The following is a 25,482-nucleotide window of genomic DNA, read 5'->3' as shown; positions in this document are numbered from 1 at the left end:
CATACCTTTTGATAGACTGAAGTTTATGCCTACTGATTTACTTGGACGCGAATATGAGACTTTCCGCGCGCCCGATGCGCTTACAACGCACGGTCCTGCGCGCATTATTGCTATGTGTAACCAGAAGGGTGGCGTTGGTAAAACCACCAGCTCCATCAATATCGCTGGTGCGTTGAGTCAATACGGTAGGCGAGTTTTAATTGTTGACTTCGATCCGCAAGGCGCTGCAACGGTGGGGCTTGGGATTAATGCGAACGCGCTTGATAACACGGTTTATACGGCGCTTTTTGATTCTTCTGTAGACGTGCACGATGTGATTCGTCACACTGCCACCGAAAACATTGACGTTATGCCTGCAAACATTGATCTTTCTGCTGCAGAGGTGCAGCTTGTTACCGAGGTTGGTCGCGAGCAGATTTTGGCTGGCGTGTTGCGCAAAGTTCGTAACGAATACGACGTTATTATTATTGACTGCCAGCCTTCGCTTGGCTTGCTCACTGTAAACGCGCTTACGGCGGCGGATGGTGTGATTATTCCTGTTGCTGCGGAGTTCTTTGCGCTTAGAGGCGTGGCGCTGCTTATGCAGTCGATTGAAAAAGTGCAGCACAGAATTAACCCAGATTTGCAAGTGTTTGGCGTGCTCGTTACTATGTTTACGCGCACTTTGCATAGCGAAGAGGTTTTGCAAAGGATTTACGAGGCTTTCCAGGGGCGCGTGCTGCATTCTGTTATTTCGCGTTCGATTAAGCTGCCAGATTCCACTGTTGCGGCGGTTCCGATTACGATTTTTGCTCCTGAGCATAAGACTGCTAAGGAGTATCGCGAGGTTGCGCGCGAGCTGATTTCTAACGGCGTTGTTGAATAGCGCTTTGCGTGACGATCTGCCTTCGCATTGCGCTGTAGTGCGCGAACGATATTTCCGCTTTTTGTTGTTGATTTTGTGGTTTTGAGCTACAAAGTCGGGAAAACTTTCCGCTTTTTGTTGCTCGACACGCCAATTAGAGCAACATTCTCTCGCGCGACGACCTGCCTTTTTGCTTAAAGCGTAGCACGCGGTACGACACGCTGAAATTCAGTAAAATCGCACTACATAGCTTGCGTAGATTAGCTGCGATGTTTGCGCTCGGGCACGGGCTTTAATCGCACGATTGTGCGCGCGTCGATGAACATTTCTTGCTCGGGTCGGCTTCCGTTTGCTGCCGCGTCTCGCATAAGATGCAATGTTGCTCCGTCCCAGCTGATTACGTGACCAATCGCGTCGTGGTATTCGATTTTTTGCGATTTGGCGTCGGTTGTTTCTTCGCTGGCGTCGGTTGCTTGCGATCTGCCAGTGGCTGTTTGCAATCTTTCGTCGCCGCCTAATTGCGCGACTTTGTATGTTCGCACAACAATTCGTGCGCCAACTGGTATAAACTCTGGCAGAATCTGCCGCCTAATTAAGCTAATCGTAGTGCTGCCTTCTGTGTTATTTGTGTCTTCGCGTTATTTGCAGTGTGTTTTGCTTTGACTTTGTTAATTGTATCGCAGTGCTATCAAACTCGTAACGTTTTGTAATACTCTGCAGTGCTCGAACGAATGATCTGCTTTCCCGAGTTTGCGCGACGACCTGCTTGAGCGCTTTTATGTAGTGCGTTTGTATCAAAAACGCTGAAATTCAGTACAATCTCACTACATAGCTGGCGATTTGTGGTCAGTGCGCATCCGAACCACAAGATGTTGTGGTTTTACGACACGCGGAGTGCGCAACATACTACACCATATTCATGAAACTATTCTGTTATTAGTGATCAATCAATATATTTTTTTGTAAAAGAGAACAATTATAAAAACTTTTCCTTAAAGCTCTGTTAAAGTCTATTTTTTCTTGCAATTCGTTATGGGGGGGGGGGGTATATTTGCTAAATGCTTTTGCTTGAGTACTTTAGTAAAGCTGCGCGTTCTGCTGCTTTATTGTTGTGCTCACATGTGGAATTGCATTAAGCGTTGTTTGTAAATGCTGCAATTGCTAAATGCTAGTTCATGTATTTGAATGCTCTTAGTACTTCTGTACTTGATACGTGTAGTATTCTGCCCAATTTTGGGATTCGTGTAAAAGCAGGGTGTTGCTTATGCAATAGCCGAAATTGCCAAAATGGCTAGGATGTACAAACTAGCCAAAAATGACAATCGAAGGTGAGTCGATTATGTTACCTGCAAAGTTTGCTCGTTTCGCATCTCGCGTGTGCTGCATTGCGCAGAAGGTTTTTTCTGTGAGCGATACTGACAATGCGAATAGTGTGGCAGATGCGTCTGCTGGTTCTGACTCTACCTATTCAATGCGCCCAGATTCCGATTACCACAGTGCGCCAATTTATTCGTACTCAAATATGCAAGTAAATTCTTCATCATCTTCTTTATCTTCATCATCTTCTTCTTCATTATCGGATAATGATTCATTAAGTTCATACGTAGGTAAAACAGCAAGAAAATCGCATATCTTCCGAAACATGATTCTTGCAATAATTGTCACCTTTGCCACCATAGTAACCATGCTCATCGTGCCGCCAGTGAATAGGGCTAATGCGGCAAGTGTTTGGTGGGATTACGCTGGTAACGGTTATGTTGCTCCTACAACTGAAGATAATAGAGGTAGGAAAGATGAAGAGCACACTTATGATGCTGCTGATGCATTTAGAGATATGAGGATTGAAGATCCTGTTATTGAAAAAGAAAATGGAAGAACAAAAGTAACTTATAAAATAATTTTCAACAGAAATGCTGAGTTTGCTAGGCAGCTTGATTCAGGTGAGTTGCAGCCTAAAGGAAATAAACCTAAAGACGGTACTGCTTATTGGGGTAAACCTACTCTTTCAGTGTTTTTGCCTAAAGGTCTAGATAAAAGCTCAATACTTGTTAAACGCTATTGGGAAGGCTCAAGCGGTAAGGTACAAACAGGTGATACTTCTGCGCAACTTGTTCGTGAAGATCAAGATGATATGCGCATTGGTACTTTGAAAACATTTGCAGGGACTTGGACAGCTTGGACATATACTAAAGATCCTAGTGATCGTGGGCAGTTTAAAGGTTTCAACGATAATTGGAATGATAATCTTGGTCCTTCTAGTGGAGACAATGGCGTTGGTGGTGGTCTTCCAAATCCTTACAAATATTCGCGATTGCAGGGAAAACCTGAGGATTGCCAGTATTCTATGTGCGAAATATACAAGTGGAATCAGAATAATCTTTTTGAAACGATGTTTGCAAGTCTTGAATGGGATACTGGTGATAAGCGCTTTACGTGGATTGTAAGTGCCTACTTAGCAAATGGATACACTGAAAAAGATGTGTATACAAAAATGCCTGTTGCTGCTGGTTTTAGAAGTAGTTGGCGTAGAAATAAGTACGCGGTTTTTGGTCCATTTGACACTGATGGTGATGGCATACCTGATTATGTGGAACACTTGCATAACATGAACCCTAAAGGTGTGAATGACATTGATTATCCACAGTATAACGATTCTATGCTGAAAGATTACGGTAAGGATAATGTTCCGCTTACTACTTATGGTCGTCCAGTAACAGTAAAGCCTTTTATCAAAACGGGTAAATGGGAGGGTGACAGTTCTACAGGTAAATTTGTGTATGATGGAAAAACTTCCACTGATTTACCTGATGATATTGGTATACGATACTCAATTGTAAACAAGTCTGATAGTAGTATTCAAACAGTAAATTCTCCTAATAAGATGCCTGAAGGGTCTGTTTATATTAATCCTAATTCAGGATATATAACGTATAATCCGCGTAAATCTGATAAAGATAAGACTTTTACTTTTGGAACAAAAATTACATATCCTAATCCCGAATTGTACAATTGCAACAATTCTAAGACTCTTGAATACACTCACAATACGAAGGTTAAGGTCATACCTCAATCGTGGATATACAACCCTGTGTATGAGACGTTAGAAAATGTTGAGCCTACTGCGAAGAATGCTTATACAAATCCACCTGCTAGTGCTAAAGATTCAAATAGAAAAAATAACGTTATTATTCAAGAGGGTCCTCTTCCTCGAGGTACTTCATTTGTCTTAAAAAAATATACTAATAAATTAGGCAATAGCACTATTGACATTAGCTCTAATGTATTAAGTTGGTCAAAAATTGAGAATAATGATTCAAACACAGGTAGGGTACATTTTACTCCAGGTAAAGTTGATCAAGGCAAAAGCGAACAGACGCCTGTGCTTGTTACCTATCCAGATGGTTCTACGTCTGCAGAACCTGACTCAGCGAATGATGGTGCTCCTGTTTATGCCAAAGTCACCGTAAAAAAAATTATTGCAGGTCAAGGTGACTTACATTTAGCAATAAATAAAGGTAACGATAATTATAGTCTAAGTGGTATTGGAGTGGATTCGAATAGGCCGCTGAATCTTACTATCAATGAAAAAATGAAACCAAATTTGATTCTTGACTCATGGTCTAATGTTAATCAGGGCAAGATTGTATTTCGTTCTATTTGTTACGAAGAGAAGAATAATATCACAGCAAATCACACTTTTATAAAAAGTAGTTCTGATAGTTTTAATGGATTGCATCTTGGAGATCCAGTGCAATGGGAACGTGCAAGCGAAAAGCAAGAAGCACTATGTACAAGAGATAATCTTAAGTGTGAAACTAATAAGTATCTTTATAAAAAAGATTATGAAAAAGATACTATGGAGCGTTCTCGCGCAACAATCAGTGGTACTCCTATCTCTAAAGGTACCTTTGGTTGCAGAGTGTTTGCGTTCCATCAAGGTAGCCAATTATTAGAAAACTTTGATAAATTAGCTAAAGATTCTCCGTCTCTTATGAAGGATTATAACTCCGGAGATATGGCTTCATCTCTTTTCCGCTTTACTGTTTACTCACTGTCTCACAGATACAACCCTAGTTATGTGCCTATAACTGCTAGAGCTGGTAACTTTACTAACAGTACAAAAGTTATTGATGGTAAAGTGTACAAGAATACAACTTCATCTCCTACAAGCCAGAAAAATGCTAACAATGCCAATAAGAATCAGGGTGATGTTAAGCAAGGCCCACTTCCTGACGGAACATGGTTTGAGTTTAAAAAATATAAAACTGGTGATAATAAGTTAAACTGGGCTGATTGGGAACCTGAAAATCAAAGTAATAAGCCAAAGAGCGGAAATAAAGGCAATGATTCATCTGAGGGATCTGGAAGTAGATTTGGTAAGGTTACGTTCCGACCTCATAAGTGGATGGAAGATGGTGATTATAATCAGCCTGTAGTTGTGCATTATCCAGATGGTTCTACTTCTGAAGACCCAGATTCAGGTAATCTTGGAAACCCCGTGTACGCGAAGGTACATGTTGTTCGAGAAACTCCACGTAATGGTGATTTAAAGCTCCATATTCTTGGAGGTAACGAGTATAAGAAGAATAAAAAAATTCAAGATAAGCTTGTTGACTCTTGGTCAACATATAAGCCAGGTCTTATTTACCAACGCATGATTTGCTACGAGAAGGATACTAAGACTGGTAAAGCTAAACCTAATTCTTACAAACTTGGAGGAATTAATGGTTTAACTCTTGTTGGTCCAGGGAACGCTTCTTCTCCAAAACAGTGGTTGCATGCTACGGATAATGCTTTGCGTAAGAAGTGTAATAAATCTAATGGTAGTGGATGTAATATTTCAGATTACCTTTATGACTATGACGTGAATGCCAATGGTAATAATGAAACTACTGAGCGTACTAATGGGTATATTAAAGGTACTCCTAAGAATTACGGTGACTTTGTTTGCAAAGTATACGCTATTAAAGATCTTGTCATTAAAGGTAAGCATGGAAAACTGCAAGATAAGTTCGATGGAATTGTAAGAAAGCACCTTTCTTCAGGTAATGTTTTCGATCAGATTAAAACTGTTTTAAATAATAAAACAAATGCAAATAATCCTGAGCTGGATACTGTAAATGGTATTGACTGGTCAGTAAGTACGTTAAATATTTCCGTGCATCCAGATTCTCACTACTATAACCCAAAGTATGAGACCATTACCCTTGATGCTGGTACTCACGGAACTTCTGAAGTGCCTAAAAGTACCAAGAATGCAAATGAAGCTACCTACAATCAGGATGATATTAAAACAGGCGATTTGCCTGCTGGAACTTGGTTTGAGATTAAGAAGTATAAATCTGAAAATGCAAATATTCCATTGTTAACCTACGCTTTGTTTGAAAATGGCCAAGATAATACCGATGATAAAAAGAATGCTAAGGATAAAACCCAAGCTGGTAAATTCGGCAAAGTAGCTTTTTATCCTCATAAGTGGATGCCTGCCACGACAGAGAATAATCCTGATAAAGTGCCTGTTGTTGTTCACTATCCAGATGGTTCCACTTCTCAAGATGAAGATTCTGGTAACAATGGTAAGCCTATTTATGCGTCTGTGAATATTTTGCGACCATGGAAGTTGAATGGTGATTTGCATCTTAACGTATACAAGCAGTATGAAAATGGCAAGTTTACTGGACCTGTAGACGATATTAATGGCATTACTGTTATGAAGGGTATTGGCTTGCTGAAGAATATGGGTATTGACTCTTGGTCATCTCATAAAATTGGCGGCATTACTCTTAGATTACTGTGTAGGGAAGGTAGTGCTACTTCTAACAGCAGTAATTCGCAACAGTGGAGTGAAAATCTCGATAAGCTGTTCTTCAAACTTGATTGGCAGAAGGCATGGGATCATGCAAGCTTCCAGGAACAACAGGAGTGCCGTAAGAGTGGTAAAGCTGGTGATGGCTGCAATCCTGCAGGTAAGTACCTTTTGTTTGACAGCACTGGAAATACAACAGAGCGCGCAAGCGGAACTATTACGAGCAGCAAAGCGCCTGCTCAAACTGGAGAATACTATTGCGCTGTGTTTGCGTTGAAGCCTGATGCTTTGGATACATACAAAGCGGCTGTTGGTGACGATCACAAAATTGACGTTACAAATAACGACATTGCAGCAACGATTAATCCAACTGGTAATAGGGATGAAGATTGGGCTGTCAAGTATTTCCCAGTACACGTGGTCGAACAATTTAAGCTGCCGAAGACAGGCGGGGAAGATTGCGTGAACTGGAACATGCTGCTGAGCGTAGTGTGCGTGATTGGCACGGGCACCATGGCGGCTGGGTTCTTCCTTGATCAGACCAAGTGGGGGCGCGCGATGCTTGATGCGTTGTTGCGTAAGACACTGATTAAAGATTTTATCTGCAAAACTGCCAAAAAGCTTCGCGCTTTAAGGCGACGTAGCGAAAGGTGGCGATGCTGATGAAAAAATTTGCACGCAATCCTGCTAGTCGGCTAGTCGAAAGAGTAGCGCTGGCTTGCAAGCTTGCGGTGCGATTCTCGCTAAAACTTGTTGCGTACTACGATTCGCGTAAACATTAGCGCGATGAATAATTGTGGCTCGTTCGCAAATTGTGGATTGATCACGAACCGTGGCTTGCTTACAGATTGTGGCTTGCCTATATATCGCAACACAAAATAAACAATAAACATTAAACAATAACCGTATTTTCCTCAAAAACCTGCCCAAAAGGGCACTGATATAAAGGAGAAGAAAGTGAATAAGTTCACTAAACAATGCGTTGCCGCGGTGGCTTCGCTCGCAATGGCTGGCACGCTGTGCGTTGCTGGCGCCGTGGTTGCTGGCAGCTCTGCTTGGGCTGCTACTGCAGAAAAGGCGCCATGGGCTCTTGGTAATGAGGCTGCAAATAAAAAGGGCTCCATCACCATTACCAAGTACAAGGATGAAGTTAATGACCAAGGTGAACAGACCAAGAAAACTAAGGTTACTGGTGCAAAGTTTAAGGTGACTAAGGTTAAGTCGCTTGGCAACGCAAACCTTGACCTTACGAAATATGATGAATGGCTTAAGGTTGCAGCTAAGGTACCAACGCTTAACCTAACACCTAATACTTCAAGTAATATTGCATTTGAAGATAAGTCAAGTGAACAAGCTACTAATAATGAAGGTATTGCAAAATTCCCTGACCTTGGAATCGGCCTTTACAAGGTTGAAGAAACTGAGGTTCCAGACGGATATGAAAAGCTGCCTGACCCATTCTTTATGACTATCCCAGAAGTTACTCGTAAATCTAATTCTACGGATAATACCTATAACTACGATGTGACAGTTGATCCTAAGAACGCATATACCAAGGATGCTATTAAGAAAACTGTTGATACTAAAGGAATGGTTGGTGCTGGAGATGTTTTACCATATACTATCGAGACTGCTGTAGTGACAAAGAGTGGTACACCTGTTAAGGATCGTACGGCTGATGATTATAAGGGCTTTGCAGTATGGGATGATGCATTGAGCAAGGCATACGATTCTAGCAAAACAGTAGTTAAGAAGGTTATGATCGGTAATACTGAGATTAAGAATACTAAAGGTAAGGAAGATAAGTACACGGTTAGTGTTGCTGATAGTCCTGTTGATAATCAACCCGCTGCAACCCGTAAGCGTATCACTGTATCGTTTACCGATGCTGGTCTTGGTGAAATTGCAACTGCACTTAAAACAAATGCAAATGCAAAGTTGAAGGTAGAGCTTGAGTTTACTCTTAAAGCTGGTGTTGGTACTGGCGAAGTTGTTAATAAGTTCGGCTATCAGCCAGGATATAAGAAAGGTACTCCTGAACAGGATAAGCCAAAGCCTGTTAATCCAAATCCAGGCGACGAATCTAAGGTAACTCTTGTTAAGTTCAATATTAAGAAGGTTAACGGAATTGACGGTACAAGTCCTCTTGCTGGCGCGAAGTTTGCAATCTTCGCTAGTGAAAATGATGCAAAGGCTTGCGCAGCGGATCTTACTCGTTCTGATGATAAGTGCAAGAATAAGTCTGCTAAGGGCTTTGCGAATGGTGAGAATGGAACTCCTGCTACTGGTTTGACTACTGCTTTTGAAGCAAAGGCTGGACAAGAATTCTATGTTGTGGAGACCAAGGCTCCAGAAAAGTTTGCTTTGTCTCCAGCTGTTGACAAGGTTACTATTCCTAAGGATTACACAAAAAATGCTAACTACAAGGCTGCCGATCAAACATTTACATACTCCTTCAAGGATCTTCCAAATGGTGGTCCTGATGGTGGTAACAATTGGTTCAAGCTTCCAAAGACTGGTGCTGCTGGCGTGATTATCTTTGCGCTTATTGGCCTTGGTCTTGTTGGATCTGGTATGTTCGTATTCCTTAAGAATCGCAAGAAGGAAGAAGAGCAGCAGGCTGCGTGATTTGCTCAGTTTGATTAGTAAATCATAAACGATTGAGTCTAGGGCAAAAACCCTAGACTCAATCCTATGTGGACTGTTAAAGCAACAAAACCCGTCGTTTTCCGCTTTTTGTTGTTGATTTTGTGGTTTTAAGCAACATTTTCGGTAAGTTTTTCCCGATTTTGTTGTTAATTTTGCCGTTTTGAGCAACAAAAAGCGCAAAATCCCACTGCGTTTGTAGCAAAATCAAACCAAATATTATCTTTAATTCAATAGCTTGAGCTTGGAGGAGTTATGAAGCTAGCCGATATTAGCAATTTGTGCCACTCGTTGAGTGAGCGCGCTGTTGCTAAATTGTTTAAGAATAAGGCGAAGCGTACCTCCAATGTGGCTGGCACGAGCAGTGTGGCTGGTGCGAGTGGTTTGCTAGCGGATAAGTCGCAAGCAACCGAAGAGCAAATTCCACGATCCAACTCAAGCAAAAATATAAACCAAAATACACTTAAAACTAAAAAAATAACTAAAAAGAAAAGCACACTGATGCGTATCTTAGAGCCGATTGCGCTGGTTCTTGCAGGCATTTTGTGCTTTAGCTACCCTGTGTGCTCAACGCTGTGGAACAATCACGTTTCGAAGGAGATATCGACAGCGTACGACAAGTATAATCACGATCAGGCTGGCGACGTGCGGCGCGCGCACATTCGCGGCGCAAAGCGCTACAACGCAACGCGCAAGGATATGCTCACGCGCGACCCGTACGGCGGCGACGGTCAGGAAGATATAACTAACACGCCTGGATACAAGCGTTATCTTAAAACGCTTGAGGAGCCGATGGGCATTATTGGCATTGTAAAAATTCCGAAGATTGGCGTAAAGCTGCCGATTTACCACGGTACAAAAGAAGATACGCTTGCGCGAGGCGCGGGGCACTTGTATGGCACGGATTTGCCAGTGGGCGGCAAGGGGCGGCATACTGTGATTACCGCGCACACTGGTTTGCCGAACGCAACCATGTTTGATTCGCTAACAGACCTTAAAAAGGGTGACTACTTTTATCTTGATGTGCAAGGGGAGACCTTGCGTTACAAGGTGTTTCGTATAAACGTGGTGGATCCGCACGATATAAGTTTGCTGCAGCGCGAGAAGGGGCGCGATTTAGCTACGCTGCTTACTTGTACGCCGTATGGTGTGAACTCGCATAGGTTGCTGGTTACGGGGTATCGTGTGCTGCCGGACCCTGTTGCGCCGCCAGAAGACCATGTGCAATGGCCGCTATGGATGACGTTGTTTGTTATTGCGATGATATTCTCGGCGGCGATTCTTGCCATGATGATCACTGTGGTTGCTGGTAAGAGGCGGCGTAAGTGGGATATTCGCGGCAAGCACATACTGTGGGTTGGGCGCGGCGTGGTTAAACTGCGCTAGCGCTATTTCCCGATTTTGTAGTCCAACACGCTGTTTAGAGCTAGAAAGTGCGTCACATCGTTCGCGCGGATTAGCCGCGCTCACGTCTTCGCCGCGCAGAAGCAGTGCTTCTGCCTTGAGCGGCTCAGCGCTCCGAATTGCCTTCGCGCGCTACGCTTTAAGCGCGAAGGCAGGTCGTCGCGCATATTCTCAGGCGATTATCAGACTTATAACAAAATTACGAGTAGAATAAGAACCGTGATACTTGATCGTCATAATCGTTTAAATTTGGCCGAACTTTACGCCAGCTTGCAAGGAGCGGGAGATGGTGGGGCGCCAGACGCCACCGCGGAAAAGTCGCAAGCAACCGCTGACGAAAAGTCCGCGCAAAAATCACCTATAAAAAGCGAAACGCCGCATCTTCCGCCCGATCAAATGGACGAATTCGTAAACATGATGCAAGTGTACGAAGGCGCGATGTACGAAATAAGCACGAAGCTGGAGATTTTGGACGGCGAGTTTCAGGTGCGATTTTCGCACAATCCCGTGCATCACATGGAGCGGCGACTAAAATCCGTGCACTCGATTTTTGAGAAGCTACGCCGCAGAAACCTAAGCATATCAACGCGTTCGATTCGCGACAATCTGTTCGACGTGGCTGGGATTCGCGTGATTTGCAACTATCGCGACGACGTGTACGCGGTTGCGCAATACCTTTCCAAGCAAACGGATATTCAAGTTTTGCAGGTTAAGGATTATATTAAAAACCCAAAGCCGAATGGGTACCGCAGTTTGCATGTAATTTACGCTGTGCCAGTGTTTTTGTCGTCGGGTGCGCATTACACGCCGGTGGAGGTGCAATTCCGTACAATCGCAATGGATTATTGGGCGAGTTTGGAGCACGCGTTGCGCTATAAGGCTGATTTGCCGGACGCAAAGTTGGCGGAGCATTCTAAGACGCTGCTTGAGTGCGCGCAGAATTTGCAGGCAATTGAGGCGCAAATGCAGGGTATTCATCGCGATATTAATGGTGCGCCGCGCGTGGAGGATGCGCCTGAGTCGTAACAACTAATGCGCGACGACCTGCCTTTTCGCTTAAAGCGTAGCGCGAAAAGGCAATTCGGAGCGCTGAGCCACTTAAACGTAAAGTCCAGTGGACTTTACGTGCGGCGAAGACGTTCGCGCGCGTAGACCGCGCGAACGACGACCTACATCTCCGCTTTTTGTAGCACGACACACATAGTCGTACAAATGTACTATAATTAAATACTTAATAAGGATTTAGGAGGAATTATGGGAGATTTTGGAAATTTTAACAGCAATTATGCTGGCAACTTTGCACAAAACCCAACAATTGTCGACGCGCAGGCTACTTATGTGCGCGAGCAGGCAGAGCGAGTGAGTGTGCGTCGAGTTTACGCAGAGATGACTGTTGGACTAATTGTCACAACGCTTGTGGCAATGTTTACGCAAAGTACGGGTGCGCTTTACTCTTACTTGTATGCTACGGGTCGATTTGGATTCTTCGGCATTATTATTGCGCAAGTGGTGCTTGCTGTTGTGCTTGGAATGCGCGTTATGAAAATGAGCGTTTTTGCTGCGCGTGCGATGTTCTATGCGTATGCTGCGCTTACTGGCTTTACGCTTAGTACGATTTTTACTGTGTTTAGTCTAGGCTCTATTGCAATGGTTTTGGCTTTAACTGCTGGATTCTTCCTGTGCCTTACAATGCTTGCGCTCACTACAAAAGTGAATATGCTTAAGGCTGGTCCTATTCTTATGGTGGCTTTGCTGGTGTTGTGCGTGAGTCAGGTAATTCTTATGTTTGTTGCTCCAAGTGCTGGAACAATGCGATTTATTGCTGCGATTGCAGTGCTGATTTTTGCAGGTCTTACGGCTTACGATGCACAGAAAACTCGTGCGATTTTTGAAGCGTATGCTGATCAGCCAGAAATGATTAAACGTATTTCGATTATTTGCGCGTTTAATCTTTATTTGGACTTCATCAACATGTTTGTGTACTTGCTGGAGTTGCTGGGAAATAGGCGCGACTAGATACGAGTATGTGCGTTTTCCTAGGGATTATGGTAGGCTATTCGCTTGTGTGATTGATGTGCATATTGCGTAGCAATCACACATGGATGGGTGTCCGAGCGGTCTAAGGAGACGGTCTTGAAAACCGTTGTAGGGAAACCTACCGCGAGTTCGAATCTCGCCTCATCCGCGAACAGGGTTTCTAGCCAATCGCTAGAAACCCTTTTTTCATGCCGAAAACCCTTGAAATATCAACGTTTTGGCTTGTTTTTGTGTGTATGCGTAGTGTGTTTGCGCGACGACCTGCCGTATTTTGGTACAATCGCACTACGGTTTTGTGTGTATGTGTAGTGCGTTTGTATTAAAAAACACCGTAATTCAGTACAATCGCACTACAGCTAGATAGAACGATAGTTACGCTCTTGAGATGCGATGGAGTCAAGTACGAATCGCGCGCCACTTCGATTCTTCTGGCTGCTTATAAAATCCTGCGGAGAATAAGGCGCTGCGCTGTTAAACATCTCCTCGTATCGCGAAACGCTTAATTGCGTGCGATTGTTTAGCGACTTTAAGTGCTGATTAGAAAACAGCGCGCTACGCCAGTCTGGAACAAGTGTTGCGCTAAAGAATTCTGCTACAGCGCCAGAACCGTAGGAGAACAAGCCGATTTTTTGACCTGAGAGTAAAGGAGACAGGCATGTCGGCGATTCGTTTGTGTGTGTTGCGGAAGATAAGTCGCAAGAAACCTCACTATCGCCATCAACCGCAGAATCGTCAAAATTCTTAAAATAATCGTAATCAAGTAAAGAAATTAATCCTAAATAGAGTGAACCAGTGTAAATATTACCGATTCGGCGACTATATTGTGTGCTGTCTTGGTATCGCGCAAGAAGACGTTCGCGCGTATCGCTTGTAATAGGCGCGCTCGACTTTTCCTCCAACCCAGCTCGAAGCGCTTTAAGCCCCATTTTTGTGTATGGAAGATGGAAGCAAATCGCCTCAAAATCGTTGAAATTGCAGGCGTTTTCCGCACTGTACCGCTGCCACACGTCGCAGAACATGCGAATGTATTGTTCGGTTGAAAACTTTCCGCGAGCCAACGCCGTGCTTTGATATACGGGACGCCAAAAATCCTGGATTTCCGCCGATTTTACAACGCTGTCGTCGTTGATTTGCAACACGTGTGGATTCTCGCTTACAAGCATCGCCACAGCACCAGCGCCTTGCGTCACCTCGCCAGGAGTGCCAACGCCGTAGCGCGCAATGTCTGCAGCAATCACCAAAACTTGCGCGCCAGGATGCGTCAAAACGTAGTCACGAGCCATCATAAGCGCCGCAGTTCCGCCATAACACGCTTCTTTTACTTCCACGCAGCGCACCCACGAGCTAAGGTTTAGAAGTTTGTGAATATAAAGCGCGCTGGATTTGCTGGCGTCGACGCCGCTTTCTGTGCCAACGATCACCATTTTGAGGCGGTTGCTGTCGATGTACTGCATAAGCGGCAGAGCAGCTTGAGCGCCAAGTGTTACGATGTCTTGGTGGTTTGGTGGCACTGCCTGTTGGCTTTGACCGATTCCGATTGTGAATTTGTTCGGGTCTATTCCGCGCTCAATCGCAAGGTCGCGCATGCTTAGATAGCAATTTGGGGTTGCGAAAGTTATGCGGTCGATTCCGACTTTTGGCGTGTTTTTTGAAGTATTGCTCATGATTTCCTATTTTTTTTTAAGGCGATTTTTTTTAAGGACGATTTTAGTGGTGTAAATTTTACGGCGTGGTTGCTGGCGACTTATCCCAAACAGAAGGAAGTCGCAGTTAACCGAGTAACACGTGTAATTATCATTTTAAACTCTAAGTATTTTTGTCTTTTCGCAAATTATCAAGAATCATCCTTGCAGAATTCGTGTTTAAATCGGAAGAATTTTCGTTTAGAAGCGCGTGCGCAACTTTTTGAATTTCGTCTCCGCGCGCTCCAGATGCTATAGCGATATTTGCGGCTTGAAGGCGCATATGACCCGCCTGAATTCCAGGACCTGCGAGTGCGCGAAGAGCCGCCAGGTTTTGCACGAGTCCTACGGCTGCTAGAACGTTACGGAAATCATTGGCGTTATTGACTTTAGAAACTTGCAGCGCGACTTTTGACATTGGTAGCGAGGCGATTGCGCCGCCCACTGTGCCGATTTGCAACGGGATTTCGATGCGACCGTAAAGGATTTGACCTGAATTTTGCAAGGTCCAGGTTGAAAGAGGCATGTAACGACCAGATTTTGCTGCCCATTCGTGTGCGGCGGCTTGTAATGCGCGCGTGTCGTTACCAGATACGAGTGCTGCTGCAACTATTCCATTTAGGATTCCTTTGTTGTGGGTTGCAGCACGCTCCGCGTCTACGGCGGCCAGGGAGCTTAAGGCGGCGATGCGGCGCGCAAGGCGCATGCCGTCGGCATCTCCAGCCGCGGCAGTTTTTGCGCTAGGCACAAGCGCTTCTACGGGTATGCGCACTTCGGCGACTGTTGCCGCGCGGCTGGAGTTGGCAAGAATTGCCACCAGCGCCTTGCGTCCAACCCAGCTTTCCAGCTGGGTTTTAACAGCTTCGCCAATGGTGTTTGCTATGTTTGCTCCCATTGCGTCGCATGCGTTTATGTCTAGTGTTAGCTTGGCGAAGCCTGTTAACGCCGCCGCCTGCGCGCGTTCTAATCCGCCGCCGCGTTGGTATATTGATGGGTGTGCGGAGCGCGCAACCTCTCTAATCGCCGTGCGTTTTGACTCGTTACGCATTATGCTATCTAGTTTTTTAGCTACGCTTCCGTCCGCGTCTTCAAAAACTATTTGTGCGCGCGTAACGTAATGTGCGCTGTGTGCTACAACGCCGTTTTCTAGGCTTTTTGCTGCGATTTTTGCACCGTTGCATGCGGCAGCGATTACGGATGGCTCTTCTGTAGCCATCAGCACGTTTTGCATAACTCCGTTTACTTTTAGGCCGCGCACAACGCCTACTGGCAGGCTGAATCGCCCGATTTGGTTTTCGATCATGCTGTTTGCAACGCTTGCAGGAATGTTTGTTTCGCTGCTTTGCGCGAGTTGTGCGAGCAGAAGTTGCGTGTAATCGCCGCTAAGCGTGCCTTCTGATTCCAGCGTTTTTATGCGCTGTTCTACGCTTAATTCTCGAAAAGCTGCCATGTTTCTCCATTTTTTTTGACGTCATTTTCGCGATTTTCACTTTTGCAATGTTGCTTTGACGCTATTGACGCTATTCAAGTCGCCGGCAACCGCCACATTCACCGCCAGCAACCGCGCGTATCACAACACTCCGTATGCGTTCTGCGACTTACTTCGCGCGTGTCACAACACGTGCACGTCTATCACACGTCTACTTTCGCATCCTAACTTGCATGCTCACTCCAATTCCGCCTCCCACGCACAGAGCTGCAACACCGTTTTGCATGTGATTGTCTCTAAGTGCGTAAAGAAGTGTTGTTAAAATCCTGGCTCCGCTAGCGCCCAAAGGATGCCCGAGCGCAATCGCGCCGCCTCTTATGTTCAGTTTGCTTTCGTTGATGTTCAGCTGCTGGCACACGGCTATGCTTTGTGCGGCAAACGCTTCGTTAATCTCAAAAAGGTCAATGTTTTCAACGGTGTAGCCCGTGTTTTTTAGCATGCGTTCCATAACGTGTTTTGGCGCGTAGCCCATAAGGTCTGGACTGATTCCACCTTCTGCAAATCCTACGATTTCTGCCAAATAGTCGATTCCGTGCGCGATTGCGTAGTCTTTGCTCATTAAGACGAGTGCTGCTGAGCCGTCGTTGATGCCGCTTGCATTTCCGGCTGTCACAGTAGGCGAGTGTTTTGCTCCAGAATACGCCTCACGAGTTTCATCTGCCTCGCGCATTCCACCAGTTTCGCACCTGTCAAAATCCGCCTCAAACAACGTTTTAAGCTTAGAAAGCTTCTCTATAGAAGTGTTGGCGCGCGGATGCTCGTCTCTGTTAATCACAGTTCCGTCCAAAAGCTGCACGGGTGCAATCTCCGCGTCAAAATCGCCGTTATTTTGCGCGAAAACGGCTTTCTGGTGCGATTTTAACGCAAAAGCGTCTTGCTGCTTGCGCGTTATGCCAAACTTCGCGGCCACGTTTTCGGCAGTAACTCCCATTTCTTTGCCAGTAAAAGCGTCACAAAGTCCGTCTTTTTTTAGTCCATCAACCAGTGCGCTGTTGCCGTAGCGAAGGCCACCAAATCGCACGTTTTGCGCGTAAAACGGCACGTTGCTCATGCTTTCCGTGCCTCCAGCAACTACCACTTTTGCATCTCCCATGCAAATCGCAGATTGCGCAAGGCGAATGGCTTTAAGACCAGATCCGCAAACTTCGTTGATTGTCATTGCGCAACTTGACTCGTCAAGCCCCGAGCTAAGGGCGATTTGGCGCGCAACGTTTTGACCGCTGCCTGCTTGAAGTACGTTGCCAAAAATCGCTTGATCTACAGATTTTGGACTGATTTTTGCGCGTTCGATTGCGGCTTTTGCTGCGATTGTTCCTAACTCAACAGATGTGAGCGATTTCAACGCGCCTCCGAATTTTCCTATCGGTGTGCGCGCTGCGCTTACAATCACAACATCACTCATACGTTTAGCCGCCAATCAGTTGAAAACTAGCCGATTAAAGCTATCTTGATCAAGCTATCTTATTGAAAATTATTAAAAATTGCATGTTGAAAGCTAGCACATTTAGAGTAATAGGTTTCAAACACCAACCGAACTACTTTATCGTATTTTTACGCAAAATTGCGATTTGTGAAGAATTATGTTTAATTTTTTCACAATTTGCGCACAATCATATTGACTTGGCTATTGGCGGAAGGTGATTGACCCATCGTTAGGATCCATCGACTCCACAATCGCCAGCGAATCCAAGTCATATCCAGCTTCGCGCAACGCATCTCCGCCGCCTTGGAAGCCTTTTTCAATCGCAATGCCAATGCCAGCAACCGCGGCTCCAGCGTGATCGCAAATGTCAATCAACCCTTGCAAAGCTTTGCCATTAGCCAAAAAATCGTCCAAAATTAAAACGCGGTCGTCTGCGCTCAAATATTTTCTAGACACAATTACAGGGAATTCGCGTTGCTTTGTGAACGAGAATACGGTAGACACGTATTGATCACCATCCAAGTTGATTGATTGCGCTTTCTTTGCAAAAACCACTGGAACGTTGCCAAAATGACGCGCAGCAACGCACGCGATTCCGATTCCCGAAGACTCGATTGTTAGGATTTTGTTGATTTGCGTGTTTTTAAAATGCTGCGCCCATGCAGCTCCCATTGCGTCAAAAAGCGCGCAATCGCACTGGTGGTTAAGGAATGCGTCAACTTTCAAAACATTTCCTGGCTTAACAATGCCTTCTTTTTGGATACGTTCTTCAAGTTCTTGCACGATTATTCCTTTCAAATTGCGCCGTGTTTTGCGTGTGTAGCGTGTATTTGTATAGCTTACCCCCAGCTTTGACTCACTTGCGCGACGACCTACCTTTTCGCTTGAGAAGCGTAGCGCGAAAAGGTAATTCGGAGCGCTGAGCTTGCTCAAGGTTGAAAGCACAGTGTGCTTTCAACGCAAGCGAAGACGTGAGCGCGCTGTAACGCGCGAGCGACAAGACCTACCTTTTCGCTTAGAGCGTAGCGCGCGAACGATGCAAAACGTTGTTTAGAGCTACAAAGTGCGTCAGTTTTTCCGCTTTTTGTACGTGATTTGGGTCAAATGTGCTACAAAGTGCGTAAGTTGTGTAATGCGTACAGTGCAAAACGCACGATTTGTGTTTGGCTGCCGTTCGTTAAAATTGGTTAGAGTTTAATTTTTGCGATTTGGAACACGGGAGTGAGGGGCTTTTGAGCAAGTACGGTTACGATTTTGATTTGTTTGGCAATCCAGAAGATGCCGACGAGCAGAGCGATGCTTCTATTAGCAATGCTCCTATTAGCGATGCACCTATTAATAAAGACATGACGAGCGAAGTTTCTGCTTCTACGGTTGCTGGCGATTTTTCCGCAAAATATTCAAATTCCGTACAATCTTCCCAAACAGCTCAATCTTCTGCCGCTGCCCAATACGCTCAAACATCCGCACAATCTTCCAACATTCCTGAAATCAACCCACAATCGCTTTTAGAAGGCTTAAATCCACAGCAATCCAAGGCTGTTCAATACACTGGCCCAGCGCTTTTAATCGGAGCTGGCGCAGGCAGCGGCAAAACGCGTGTTCTTACGCGCCGAATCGCGTGGATTTTGGCTAATCGCAAGGCGTGGCCGAGCCAAATTCTTGCAATCACGTTTACAAATAAAGCGGCTGCGGAGATGCGCGAGCGCTTGGCGAGCTTAATAGGCAATAGTGCAAATAGCATGTGGGTTTCCACTTTCCATTCTGCTTGCGTTAAAATTCTTCGCGCTCATGGCGATTCAATCGGCTTAAAATCAGGTTTTTCTATCTACGATTCTTCCGATTGCGAGCGTCTTGTCAAAATAATCGCATCCGAATTGAACATCGATATTAAAAAGTTTACGCCTAAACTTTTATTGTCTAAGATATCTGATTTCAAAAATAATTTGGTTACTTGGCAGGAAAATCTTAAAAATTACGCACCAGATTATAAGCCAGGCGCGTCTGTATCTGGTGCATCTAGCTTTAATGCTGCTGGCAATGCTGATGCGCTTTATGCTGCTGTTTACGCGGAGTATCAAAATAGGCTTAGCGTTTCGAATGCTGTTGATTTTGACGATTTGATTATGTTAACGGTTAAGCTTTTGCGCCAAAATCCGCAAGTTAGCGCGTATTACAAGCGAAAGTTCCGTTACATTTTGGTTGACGAATATCAGGATACCAATCACGCGCAATACGTGTTGATTCGTGAGCTTGCAGGTGTGGATGATGCAGGTGTGGATGATTATTCCACTGATTCCACTGTTTCATCAGTTTCACCAGATTCCACTCAACTTCCGCAATCTTCAATCACGGTTGTTGGCGATTCCGACCAGTCAATTTACGCTTTCCGCGGTGCAGATATTCGCAATATTCAAGACTTTGAGCAGGATTTTCCAAGCGCTACAACAATTATGTTGGAGCAGAATTATCGCTCTACGCAAACCATTTTGGATGCTGCAAATGCTGTGATCTCCAACAACGCTAATCGAAAACCTAAAAAGTTGTGGACATCTTTAGGCAAAGGCTCGCCGATTGTCGGTTATGTAGCAGATAACGCGCAAGGTGAAGCTTCTTGGGTTGCTCAAGAAATCGCGCGTTTGGCAGGCGAAGATGGCGTAAACTACTCAGATATTGCGATTATGTATCGCGCAAATTCGCAATCGCGTAGCTTAGAAGATGCGCTTATTAAGTCGGGCTTGCCTTATCAGCTTGTTGGCGGAACTAAGTTCTACGAGCGCCGCGAAGTCAAAGATGCGCTTGCTTACTTGCAATCGATCGCAAACCCTGATGACGATGTCAATATGCGCCGCATTTTAAACGTTCCGAAGCGTGGTCTTGGTGCGCGCGCTGAGTCGCAGATTACGTCTTATGCAAAAGAAAATTCTATAAGTTTTTGGTCTGCTCTTAGTCAAATAGATAAGATTGCAGAACAAATTGGTATTTCATCTAGAACTTTTAATGCGCTTAAGAGTTTTAGGGATCTTATGACTTCGCTTATTGACTTTATGAAAGCTAACGATTCCAAGCCTTCTAAGGTTGTGGAGAACGTGCTTAACGAAAGCGGATTGTTGCAGGATTTGCGAGAGTCTAAGGACCCTCAAGACGAATTTAGAGTAGATAACTTGTCTCAATTACAATCGGTTGCAGCCGAGTATGAGCAGAATACGCCTGATGCTAATGTTGCTGGTTTTTTGGAGACTACGGCTTTGGTTGCGGATTCGGATCAGCTTCCAGACCAGGGCGAAGATACTGGAAAAGTTACGCTTATGACACTTCACACGGCTAAAGGTTTGGAATATCCTGTTGTGTTTTTGACTGGAATGGAGCAGGGCACTTTTCCTCATTCGCGCTGTGTTGACAATCAAAAGGAGCTTTGCGAGGAGCGTCGTCTTGCATACGTTGGCATAACTCGCGCTAAGAAGATTTTGTACGTCACTTGGGCGGCTGAGAGATCGCAATGGGGCAAGTCAGCGGAAATGATCCAAAGCCAGTTTTTGGACGAGATTCCTGCCGATTTGATTTCTTGGAAGCGCAAGGAAGCAGATGTTATGCGTGCTGGGCTTAGGGGAGCGGGCAGTGATGTTGACCGCGATTTTGACAGTGATTTTGGAAGCGATGGCGGTTGGGACGACGATTCGTACACCACTTACGGCGGATCGAGTTACAGAAAATCGCATTATGGCAAGTCGTATGCCTCAAAGTCTTATGGCTCTAATTCATATGGCAGCTCATATGGCAAGTCGTATGGTTCAAAGTCTGGAAAAGTCACCACTCGCATCGCCAGAAAATCGAGTGCATCATACCAGCATCAATCATTCACTTCAAATTTGCAGTCATCTTCATCATCATTGTCTTACAAAAAACAAGGTTTGCAAGAAAAAGACAATCACTTAAACATCAACGATTTCCACGAAGGTGATAAAATTTCGCACGACACTTACGGTCTTGGAACTGTTCTTAAAACGCAAGACAAGGGAAGAAACTCAATTATTACAGTTGACTTTGGTTCGGATGGTGTAAAAAGACTCATGTTAAGAGTTGCACCAATTGAGAAATTGTAAAATTGTAAAATTTTTTGTTTTATAAATGTTGCACTTAAAATAATGAAATCCTATTGAAGATTACTTTAAATTGTCAATTGTAATATTGTTATAACTAGTGCGCGATTATATACACTAAAACAAAATATTCAAGACTTGTTTTCTATTAAGCTATACGAAAAAATATAAAAGTAGGAAAAATATAGAAGTAGACGAAACCGCAAATGTGTAAGATTCGTGACTCAAGAGTAAGTCGATTAAGCTCTTAAACATTGCGATTGTATTTATAAAGAGATTTTAAAAGGCGTGGCGCTTGCAAACATAAGTGCCGTAAAGCGTGTTGCGTTAAAAAGCAACACTAAAAAATAATAACTAGATTTAATGAGGTATTTATTATGAAAAACAAATTATTCGCATCGCTTCATGCAATTATTTTTGGAATTCTTATTGCTATAGCGCCATTGACATTTGCAAAACCATGCTCAACTGGAGGCATGCATAAAATGCAAAAAATGCCTATGATGATGCAACCTATGGCATGCTACTACACCAGCCGCGTGGCTATTGGAATTGGCGTAGTTATTGCAATTCTAGGCATTATTGCGCTATTTGTTAAAGAACACGTTCGTGCTGGCTTAAATATTGCTGTAATCGTTAACTCTCTGTTTATGATCGCTACTACAACATTCCTTATTGGTGTTTGCAAAAGTCCAATGATGCATTGCGCATCTGTTATGCGTCCAACGTTGATTGTGCTATCTGTACTAGCGTTGGTGTTTGCATCCGTTAGCGTGTATCTTGACACTAAATCTGCTTGCTAGTGCGCATCTAAGTAATTTACTATGCACACTATTACATTAAAGCGATTGCCGCTAGAAAACCTAAAGCAAAAGCCGCTTAGAACCGCCGCGTTAATTGTGGTTTCCGCGTGCTTAGCTGCAGTGTTTTTTGGCGGCTCGCTAATCTCCCTTAATCTTTCTAATGGTTTAAGTAGTATGCGCGCTCGCCTTGGCGCGGATATTATGGTTATTCCGCAAAACACTTACAATCGTGCGGAAGCGTTGCTAACTAATGGCGGATCGAGCACGTTTTACTTTACGAACAATATTGAGGATTTTGTGCGAAAATCAAAAGGCGTTGAAAAAGCAAGCGTACAAACTTACATATCTTCTCTATCTGCTGGATGCTGCGCAGAAAAGTTGCAAATCATAGGTTTTGACCCTACGAGTGACTTTGTAATCGCGCCATGGATTTATTCGCAACACAAAAGCGAGCTTAAAAAAGGGCAGATGATTGCAGGCGCAAACGTGCTTGTGTCTTACAAAAACACGGTTCGCTTGTATGGGCACGAATGGCCGATTGTTGCGCAACTTGCTAAAACGGGCACTAGCCTAGACAATTCAGTGTTTGTAAACAGAGATACGATTCCAGCGGTTATTAAATATTCTTCTAAAGTTGGGCACACTGCGATTCCTGCAAAATACGCACGCAAGGCAGTTAGCGCTGTTCTTGTAAAAGTGAGAAAGGGTTTTAGCGCTCAAAAAGTTGCGGAAAATATTCGTAAAACTAGCGGAATTAAAAGCCTTGGAGTTGTCTTTCCAAGCGGAATTACCGAGCAGACTAAAAAGAGCTTAGAGGTGCTAAATAAGGCGATTTTTCTTGGCATTCTTGCGTTTTGGCTTGTGGGTGTGTTGATTCTTGTGTGCGTTTTTGCGTCTTCTACATCGGAGCGCAAGAGGGAATTTGCTTCATTGAGGATTCTTGGTGCAAATAGGCGCATGCTTCTAAAGATGGTTGCGCGTGAATCGTCTGCGATTGGTTTTGGCGGAGGCGTGATTGGCGTTGCTTTTGCTTCGCTTATTTTGTTCCCATATAATGTTGTTATTTCTCAACAGTTGCAACTGCCGTACTTGGAGTCGAATGTTTGGTTTGTGTGCTCGCTTGCGGTAGTTTCCGTAGCGTTTTCGCTCGCTAGTGTTTTGGTAACTTCTGCGATTATTGTGGGGCGAATCGCAAGCAGGGAAGCGTATTTGACTTTAAGAGATGGCGAATAAAATGGCGAATAAAGTTGTTAGTAACGATTTAGTAGTAAATCTTAAAAATGTCACTCGCGAATTTAAACGCAAAAATAGGAAGTTTATTGCTGTAGACAATGTTAATTTTTCGCTTAAAGCTGGCGACTTTGTTGCGATTGTGGGCAAGTCTGGCAATGGAAAATCTACTCTTTTAAACATGATTGCAGGTCTTTTAAAGCCGACGCGTGGAAACGTTACGATTTTTGGATGCAATATTTCACTGCCTTCTATAAGCGACGAGCAAATTTCTGCGATTCGCGCAAAAAACATTGGTTTTGTTACGCAATCGCAGACGCTGCTTGCTAATTTGAATGTGATAAATAACGTTATTTTGCCTGTTAAGATTTTTGATGCTTCTTCTAAGCGAATAGGCGATTCAGCGGAAAAACTTCATCCAGAAGATTGTGTGAATGTGACTTCCTTCGCTATGGATTTGCTTAAGCGACTTAATGTGGACGATCTTGCGCATTGTTATCCACGTGAGCTTTCTGGCGGAGAAATGAGACGCGTTATGATTGCGCGCTCTTTGATTAACAACCCGCGTTTACTGCTGTTGGATGAGCCTACGGGCGATTTGGATTCGCAAAACACTCAAACTGTGGTGTCTCTGCTGCGCGATTGTGCGGATTCTGGCGCGGCTGTTTTAGTCGTTACTCACGATGAATCGGTTGCTGCAAGCGCTAACAGTGTTTACACAATGGACTCTGGCATACTTCGTGCAAAAGATGACGTTGATGTGAGCGCGAGTATCTACGGCGCGGAGTAGTATAAGGAACGATGCCTATTTTTTGTAGGCATTATCTGGAGCCTTAGCCCATCAGTGGGTCGGCGCGCAAGAATTATGGCGTTATTTCAGCGTTTTAATGCTTTCGCGTTCGTGTGTTAGCACGAAGAAGCACTGGAGAGGCCGGCTCAGCGTGAACAATCGTAAATGTTTGGTTCACGTTCCGTTCAGATAACGACAGAATAAAGGATTAGTAATGACTAATATTCAGCGTTCTCGCCGTCAGGTGCGTCTTTCTCGCGCCCTCGGCATCGCTTTGACCCCAAAGGCTCAGCGTATTTTCGAGAAGCGTCCATATGCTCCAGGTGAGCACGGCCGCACTCGTCGTCGTACCGAGTCCGATTACGCAGTACGTCTTCGCGAGAAGCAGCGTCTTCGCGCTCAGTACGGTCTTTCCGAGAAGCAGCTTCGTGCAGCTTACGAAAAGGGTACGCACACTGCAGGTCAGACTGGTGACGCAATGCTCACCGATTTGGAAACCCGTCTTGACGCTTTAGTTTTGCGCGCAGGCTTTGCTCGCACAACCGCTCAGGCTCGCCAGTTTGTTGTGCATCGTCACATTTTGGTAGATGGCAATCTTGTTGATCGCCCATCCTACCGTGTTAAGCCAGGCCAGACCATTCAGGTTCGCGCTAAGAGCCAGACAATGGTGCCATTCCAGATGGCTGCTGAAGGCGTTCATCGTGACGTTTTGCCAGCAGTTCCTGGTTACCTCGATGTGAATCTTGCCTCTTTGAAGGCTACTTTGACTCGTAAGCCGGAAGTCGATCAGATTCCAGTTGAAGTCAACATCCAGTACGTCGTCGAGTACTACGCTCGCTAAATTCTGGATTTCATTCTTAAGGACATACCGCTTGACCCCTGCTGTGCATTGCATAGTGGGGGTCAATGCGTTTTATTTGCTATTCTTCCCGTGTTTTGTAGTTCTGATTGGTGTGTTGGACTACAAAGTGCGGAAGTTTTTCCGCATTTTGTTGTTCAACACGCTGTTTAGAGCTACAAAGTGCGGAAAATACTGCACGAATCGTAGTGCATTTGTATAAAATCAGTATGAACTACGTAAAAGTTGGTTACATGTTGGTGCACATTAACTTTTGTTTGGGATTAGTCGCCAGCAACCGTACATTTTGTAACAAAACAGTTTAATAAAAAAACAAAATCATATATAATTATTCACAATAATATTCGTTATATTACAAAATATAACATT

General features: G+C 44.5%; 16 protein-coding genes and 1 tRNA gene. 12 read left to right on the top strand and 5 right to left on the bottom strand.

Going from position 1 to position 25,482, the window contains the following annotated elements:
* Window positions 1-25 precede the first annotated feature (25 nt).
* Window positions 26-865 (top strand): ParA family protein, encoded by an 840-nt coding sequence (locus GAVG_RS04690; protein WP_004113420.1) that lies wholly within the window; start codon window positions 26-28, stop codon window positions 863-865.
* Between the two features lie 239 nt (window positions 866-1,104).
* Here the strand turns inward: GAVG_RS04690 and GAVG_RS04685 are convergent, their stop codons facing one another.
* Window positions 1,105-1,386 carry a DUF6725 family protein gene (locus tag GAVG_RS04685; protein WP_009994887.1) on the bottom strand — a complete coding sequence of 94 codons (282 nt, stop codon included), beginning with the start codon at window positions 1,384-1,386 and terminating at the stop codon, window positions 1,105-1,107.
* Window positions 1,387-2,183: 797 nt separating this feature from the next.
* On the opposite strand from GAVG_RS04685, the gene GAVG_RS04680 reads away from it, so the two are divergent.
* The 6 genes from GAVG_RS04680 (at window position 2,184) to GAVG_RS04655 (ending at window position 12,885) form a co-directional block, all read left to right on the top strand.
* On the top strand, window positions 2,184-7,313 hold the full coding sequence (locus GAVG_RS04680; RefSeq protein WP_013399713.1) for a Rib/alpha-like domain-containing protein: 5,130 nt from the start codon (window positions 2,184-2,186) through the stop codon (window positions 7,311-7,313).
* Window positions 7,314-7,607: 294 nt separating this feature from the next.
* Window positions 7,608-9,278 carry a SpaH/EbpB family LPXTG-anchored major pilin gene (locus GAVG_RS04675; RefSeq protein WP_004113407.1) on the top strand — a complete coding sequence of 557 codons (1,671 nt, stop codon included), beginning with the start codon at window positions 7,608-7,610 and terminating at the stop codon, window positions 9,276-9,278.
* 273 nt (window positions 9,279-9,551) lie between these two features.
* Window positions 9,552-10,682, top strand: coding sequence for a class C sortase (locus tag GAVG_RS04670; protein WP_009994889.1), 1,131 nt, complete (start codon window positions 9,552-9,554; stop codon window positions 10,680-10,682).
* A gap of 237 nt (window positions 10,683-10,919) precedes the next feature.
* Window positions 10,920-11,726: a GTP pyrophosphokinase gene (locus GAVG_RS04665; RefSeq protein ID WP_004574898.1), complete on the top strand. Its 807-nt coding sequence runs from the start codon at window positions 10,920-10,922 to the stop codon at window positions 11,724-11,726.
* A gap of 228 nt (window positions 11,727-11,954) precedes the next feature.
* Complete coding sequence (locus GAVG_RS04660; RefSeq protein ID WP_004117411.1) at window positions 11,955-12,716, top strand: Bax inhibitor-1/YccA family protein; 762 nt, start codon at window positions 11,955-11,957, stop codon at window positions 12,714-12,716.
* Between the two features lie 84 nt (window positions 12,717-12,800).
* Window positions 12,801-12,885 (top strand) — tRNA-Ser (locus GAVG_RS04655).
* Between the two features lie 208 nt (window positions 12,886-13,093).
* Here GAVG_RS04655 and GAVG_RS04650 read toward each other — a convergent pair.
* From GAVG_RS04650 to GAVG_RS04635, 4 genes are all read right to left on the bottom strand, one after another.
* Entirely contained in the window at window positions 13,094-14,401 is a 1,308-nt protein-coding gene (locus GAVG_RS04650) for a hydroxymethylglutaryl-CoA synthase (protein WP_009994895.1), read from the bottom strand.
* Window positions 14,402-14,543: 142 nt separating this feature from the next.
* Entirely contained in the window at window positions 14,544-15,869 is a 1,326-nt protein-coding gene (locus GAVG_RS04645) for a hydroxymethylglutaryl-CoA reductase, degradative (RefSeq protein ID WP_009994897.1), read from the bottom strand.
* A gap of 190 nt (window positions 15,870-16,059) precedes the next feature.
* Complete coding sequence (locus GAVG_RS04640; protein WP_009994898.1) at window positions 16,060-17,310, bottom strand: thiolase family protein; 1,251 nt, start codon at window positions 17,308-17,310, stop codon at window positions 16,060-16,062.
* A gap of 222 nt (window positions 17,311-17,532) precedes the next feature.
* Window positions 17,533-18,114 (bottom strand): xanthine phosphoribosyltransferase, encoded by a 582-nt coding sequence (locus tag GAVG_RS04635; protein WP_009994899.1) that lies wholly within the window; start codon window positions 18,112-18,114, stop codon window positions 17,533-17,535.
* A gap of 449 nt (window positions 18,115-18,563) precedes the next feature.
* On the opposite strand from GAVG_RS04635, the gene GAVG_RS04630 reads away from it, so the two are divergent.
* The 5 genes from GAVG_RS04630 to rpsD all read left to right on the top strand — a co-directional run bounded on the left by GAVG_RS04630 (window position 18,564) and on the right by rpsD (window position 25,095).
* Window positions 18,564-21,434, top strand: coding sequence for an ATP-dependent helicase (locus GAVG_RS04630; RefSeq protein ID WP_009994902.1), 2,871 nt, complete (start codon window positions 18,564-18,566; stop codon window positions 21,432-21,434).
* Between the two features lie 374 nt (window positions 21,435-21,808).
* A complete protein-coding gene (locus tag GAVG_RS04625) occupies window positions 21,809-22,234 on the top strand; it encodes a DUF4418 family protein (RefSeq protein ID WP_004113387.1) in 426 nt (141 codons plus the stop codon).
* Between the two features lie 21 nt (window positions 22,235-22,255).
* On the top strand, window positions 22,256-23,467 hold the full coding sequence (locus GAVG_RS04620; protein WP_009994904.1) for an ABC transporter permease: 1,212 nt from the start codon (window positions 22,256-22,258) through the stop codon (window positions 23,465-23,467).
* 1 nt (window position 23,468) lies between these two features.
* Window positions 23,469-24,254, top strand: coding sequence for an ABC transporter ATP-binding protein (locus GAVG_RS04615; protein ID WP_009994906.1), 786 nt, complete (start codon window positions 23,469-23,471; stop codon window positions 24,252-24,254).
* Window positions 24,255-24,468: 214 nt separating this feature from the next.
* Complete coding sequence (gene rpsD, locus GAVG_RS04610; protein WP_004113375.1) at window positions 24,469-25,095, top strand: 30S ribosomal protein S4; 627 nt, start codon at window positions 24,469-24,471, stop codon at window positions 25,093-25,095.
* Window positions 25,096-25,482: the final 387 nt, after the last annotated feature.

The sequence above is a fragment of the Gardnerella vaginalis ATCC 14018 = JCM 11026 genome (assembly GCF_001042655.1).
GTDB classification, from domain to species: domain Bacteria; phylum Actinomycetota; class Actinomycetes; order Actinomycetales; family Bifidobacteriaceae; genus Bifidobacterium; species Bifidobacterium vaginale.
This window is presented reverse-complemented; position numbering and strand designations above follow the sequence as displayed.